The following is a 5,006-nucleotide window of genomic DNA, read 5'->3' as shown; positions in this document are numbered from 1 at the left end:
AAGTTTCTCAACCTGCCGCTGTTGGGTCAATAGGACTGGGACTTGGGCATCCTCCAGCATGAAGGTGAGACGCTCTTTTGGATATGCTGGGTCTAGTGGTAGATAGGCTGCACCCGCTTTGAGAATACCGAGAAGTCCCACCATCATCTCAAGCGATCGCTCTACGCAAATTCCGACCAGCATTTCTGGTTCTACACCCAATTTTTGGAGGTGGTGTGCTAGTTGATTGGCACGGCAATTGAGCTGCTGGTAGGTTAGTTGCTCGTTTTCAAAGACTACCGCAACCGCGTTGGGAGTTTGCTTGGCTTGGGCTTCAAATAACTGATGGATACAGGTTTGATTGGAGTAATCTGTCTGGGTGTTATTCCACTCTACCAACAACTGATGCCGTTCGGTTTCTGTTAACAGCGGTAATTGACCAATTGGTTGCTCGACATTAGCGACAATACCCTCAAGCAAAGTCTGGAAATGTCCTGCCATCCGCACAATTGTAGCTGCGTAAAACAAATCGGTGTTGTATTCAAACCGACAAGACAGCCCTTCAGGTGTATCAACAATATCCAGGGTTAAATCAAACGCGGTAATTCCTCTGTCAAACTGGAAGTCATCAAATCTTAGACCTTGTACCTCCACAGTTTCATTAGGTACGTTTCGCAATTGGAACAATACTTGAAACAGAGGAGTATGACTCAAGTCTCGGTCTGGTTGTAGTTCTTCCACCAGTTTCTCGAAAGGAATACCCTGGTGTTCATAGGCTTCTATTGCTACCTTACGGACTGTAGCTAAGAGTTGAAGGAAAGTTAGCTTACTATCAACGTAAGTTCGTAAAACTAGGGTATTAATGAAAATCCCAATCAGTGTCTCTGTTTCTATGCGATCGCGTCCTGCGATCGGCGCTCCCACAACAATATCTTCCTGACCTGTGTAACGATGAAGCAATATCTTAAAAGCTGCCAACAAGGTCATAAACAACGTTACCCCTTCCCGTTGACTCAGAAGCTTCAGCGATTGGGTCAGGGACTTGGGTAATAACAGGGATTGCTTTGCACCTCGAAACGTTTGCACGGGCGATCGCGCTCTGTCAGTCGGTAACTCTAATACAGGTAAGTCACCGCCCAGTTGTCCCCTCCAGTAGGCAAGTTGTGACTCTAAGACCTCTCCCTGTAGATGCTGTTGCTGCCAATAGGCAAAATCTGCGTATTGGATAGGTAATTCAGAGACAGTCGATGGCTTTCCAGCACCAAAGGCTTCATAAAGCAAGGCGAGTTCTTTGAGGAGAACTCCCACAGACCAGCCATCAAAGATAATATGATGCAGGGTCAACAGCAGGATATGTTCTTGTTCGCCAAGTCTCACTAAATTGGCTCTGACCAAAGAACCAAACGCTAAATTAAAGGGACGTTGGGCTTCTTCTGTCGCTAGTTGTTGGAGTTTGGCCTGCTTATCTTGGCTTGGTAAATTACTAATGTCTACAATGGGTAAAGTCAAGGTCAAACTTGGAGCAATGACTTGAACTGGTTTCCCATCCACAGCCGCAAAGCTAGCACGTAAGACTTCGTGGCGACGCACAATTTCATTAAGACAAAACTCCAGCACTGCTACATTGATCCCACCGACGAGACGGATATTTGTGGGACGATTGTAAGCAGGATTCCCTGATTTTAACTGGTCTAGCAACCACATCCTAGTTTGTGCAAACGAGAGAGGAGCTTCTTTCTGATTTGCTCTTGGGGAGATGGTTTGGTGAGGATTAGCAACAGCCTTTTCCTTGAGTCTCTGCTCTAACAGCGCCCGCTTGGCTGGTGAGAGTTCAGCAATCCGTTTGTTGATATCATTCATATTTTCTGGCTTCAAATATCAAATTTTCTTAACTATTTATTCTTATTGGCAAGATTTTCATCCAAAAGGGCAGTACATTCCTGCACGCCCACACGTTCTTTCTGCAAAAATCCATCCTTTTCCCTCAAGCATTTCATTTCATCCTCAAGGGCAGCTTGGGCAGCAAACAGACAAGGTGTACTGTAGTTAACAAGAGAAACACCAGCATCTCTCAGTTCTGTTAAGCTACAGGGTGGAGATTTGCCACCTGCAATTTGGTTAAATACCAGAGGTTTGTCCAGTTGACTTTTTAGGATTTTGATTACGTCTAGATCCTTGATTCCATCAGCCAATATAGCATCAGCTCCCGCCACTGAAAACGCCTTTGCTCTATGGATGATTTCATCAATATCTGTTGCATCTGTCCGAGCCACCACAAAAAGTTCTCGGCGAGTTGCTAGAATACTTTTCAATTTTTCCAGAAATTCATCCAACTCCATCAGGAGTTTGCCATCAAAATGACCGCATCTTCGAGGTCGCTTTTGATCTTCAATAATCACCCCCGCAACTCCAATAGATTCCAACAGAGATACTACATGACAAGCAACTTCCGTATCCACATAGCCGTCATCAATATCGACGATAATATAATGATGGGGCAGCACGGTTTTGACTCGTTGGACAAATGCTACAATATCAGACCATGCAATAAACCCAATGTCTGGTAAGCCGTAATAGCTAGCAGCGAAACTGAACCCACTAATAAAAATGCCGTCGTAATATTTTCCAACTACTGAGGCTGAAAACACATCATAAACCCCTATAAAAGGAATGATATCTCGTACCATGATTTCTTGACGCAATCGTTCTCCAAAACTGACAATCATGGGTTTAGTTTTTGGGTGAAAATTCGATGATGGCATAGTTACTCTCTCTTGTCAAGAAGTTTTTGCACCTCTTGATCCGTGAGGGATTCCAACTCGACTAGCAGAGTGGTTAATTCATCAGACCTTACCGTTTCTGCTTCTGCTTGAATTTGAGCAATTTTTACTGCCATATTGGCGACTGTTGGTTGCCCAAAGAATATGGAGAGTGATAATTCAACCTGTATGGATTCAAGCACGCGGTTGACAATTTGAGCCGCCAAGATGGAATCTCCTCCCAACTGGAAAAAATTGTCATGAATACCGATTGACTTAACCCCTAAAACAAGAGACCAAATATTCACCAACTGTTCTTCTAGGGGGGTACGGGGAGGGACAAATTCCGGTCTGGGGGCTGTCGGATCTGAGGGTTGAAGTCCTAGTTTTTCAGCTAACCCAATTCGCTGTAGTTTGCCTGTGGGACCTTTGGGAATTTCCTCGACAAATAACACCACACGGGGGACTTTAAAATCAGCCAGTTTCTGAGCGACAAATTCTTTGATTTCTTGCTCAGTCGCCGAAGCATTCTCTTTAAGAACTATGGCGGCAGCTACCTCTTCACCTAAAAGCGTATGAGCCGCAGCAAAGGTAACTACCTGTTTTACAGCCGGATGTTCTAACAGCACTTCATCCACTTCACGGGGAAAAATTTTCTCTCCACCCCGGTTAATTGTTTCTTTAATCCTGCCTTTGAGGAAAAGATAGCCGTCGGTATCTAAAGAGCCTAAATCCCCAGTTCTAAACCAGCCTTTGGTAAAAGCACTGTCGTTCGCTTCGGGATTATTTTCGTAGCCTGATGTGACATTCGCACCTTGGATAACGACTTCCCCAATTTCCTCGGCTGGTAGCAAGTTACCCCCCGGATCCATAATTGCCACTTCAGGACCAGCAGCTATACCTACTGAACCCGGCTTACGCTGATGTGGTGGTAAGGGATTGCTACTCATTTGATGAGCAGCCTCTGTCATGCCATAGGACTCAATAACTGGCACATTAAACACGCTTTCTAACTCGGCCATGACTTGAGGAGGCAAAGGAGCAGAGGAGGAGCGAATCAACCGGAGTGGGCAACGGACAATAATTTCGCGGTTTGCCTCGGTTCTGGCAAGAATCGCTTGGTGCATTGTTGGAACAGCACTATACCAAGTGGGATGAAAACTTTCTAACCAGTCAAAGAATTTGGGAGCATAAAAGCCTGAAGTACAAACTACGCTTGCCCCAGCACTAAGGGAGGACAGCAAAACCCCCACCAGCCCATGAATGTGAAACAGTGGCATCACATTCAAACAGCGATCGCTCTGGCTCAACTTTAGGGCAAGTTGAATATTCTCGGCTGAAGTACACAAGTTGGCATGGGTTAAGGGGACTATTTTAGGACGAGAGGTAGTCCCTGAAGTATGTAGCACTAACGCTACATCTTCTGGTTGAGCCAAGCCCCCCGAAGCAGGAGACTGTGGCTCACCGCCACTGAGAGTAAAAATGCCTGCTTCTGCTGTTAAGACAGGGGAAAGTTCGATAATCGGAATGCCTCGTTGTTTGGCTGCAATTCTGGCAGGCTCTGCAAGTTGTGACTGAACAATCAGTGCTTTAGCATTCAAATCCGATAGATAAAAATCAAATTCCTTCGTGCGATAAGCTGGGTTGAGGGGAGCACAAGTAGCACAAGAGGCTATGGCTAAAAAAGCCACTGCCATCTCTGGACTATTGGGCAGCGCAACTGCTACTCGGTCAAAGCGACCTATACCTAAGCAATTGAGTTGGCTGATTACAGAGTCAATCTGCTCAAGCAAACGGCGATAGGTAAGCGGTAAGCGCTCAGGAGAAGAAATAGCAATGGAATCGGGATTTTTTTGGGCTTGAGCTTTCAGCTTTTGATATATTTCTTTATGAGAAAACAGTTGACTTAACATTTATGATTCTCCGGTATCATCTCTTACTTAGTCGAAGCAGAGGCAAGCTTTTTCTCCAATTTTTCTGTGTATCTCTTCTTCACCTCTTAGCCATTGGTAACAAGTTAAGCCTGTATGGCAGTTGTCAAGGGGATTTGAGAAGATGTGTCAAAGAAATATTGGTTTTTGCCTCGCTGTCGATCAGGGAAAGGTGCAACAATTAACTTAACATTGGGCTTTCGTTGAGATTTAACAATACCTAAATCTCGGTTTTCGGGCGCGGCGAAATACTTTGGGGGGTCAGTGGCCTTACCTTTTTGATGAGCTACATAAAAATGGTAAAGACCCCGGTAAATCATTTCTAATGAAATCGAAT

General features: G+C 45.0%; 3 protein-coding genes and 1 pseudogene. All 4 read right to left on the bottom strand.

The genetic code is table 11. The features are described 5' to 3' along the window. Positions 1–1,839, bottom strand: a 1,839-nt coding sequence (locus tag QUB35_RS38370) for a condensation domain-containing protein (protein ID WP_333148232.1), incomplete at its 3' end; no start/stop codon positions are given. A 32-nt stretch (positions 1,840–1,871) separates the two neighbouring features. After that, complete coding sequence (locus QUB35_RS38365) at positions 1,872–2,705, bottom strand: isocitrate lyase/PEP mutase family protein (RefSeq protein WP_333148230.1); 834 nt, start codon at positions 2,703–2,705, stop codon at positions 1,872–1,874. Positions 2,706–2,743: 38 nt separating this feature from the next. After that, positions 2,744–4,651, bottom strand: coding sequence for an AMP-binding protein (locus tag QUB35_RS38360; protein WP_333148228.1), 1,908 nt, complete (start codon positions 4,649–4,651; stop codon positions 2,744–2,746). 104 nt (positions 4,652–4,755) lie between these two features. Further along, a pseudogene (locus QUB35_RS38355) lies at positions 4,756–5,006 on the bottom strand (IS4 family transposase); the annotation flags it as partial.

Origin of the sequence: Microcoleus sp. B13-B6, assembly GCF_036705405.1 — a bacterium.
Classification (GTDB): domain Bacteria; phylum Cyanobacteriota; class Cyanobacteriia; order Cyanobacteriales; family Microcoleaceae; genus Microcoleus.
Note: the sequence above shows the minus strand (reverse complement) of the source record. Positions and strands in the feature narration are given on the sequence as shown.

Bases quoted from the DNA above. Each gene is read 5' to 3' on its own strand.
- QUB35_RS38365 (WP_333148230.1), bottom strand. From the start codon at position 2,705: ATGATTGTCAGTTTTGGAGAACGATTGCGTCAAGAAATCATGGTACGA.
- QUB35_RS38360 (WP_333148228.1), bottom strand. From the start codon at position 4,651: ATGTTAAGTCAACTGTTTTCTCATAAAGAAATATATCAAAAGCTGAAA.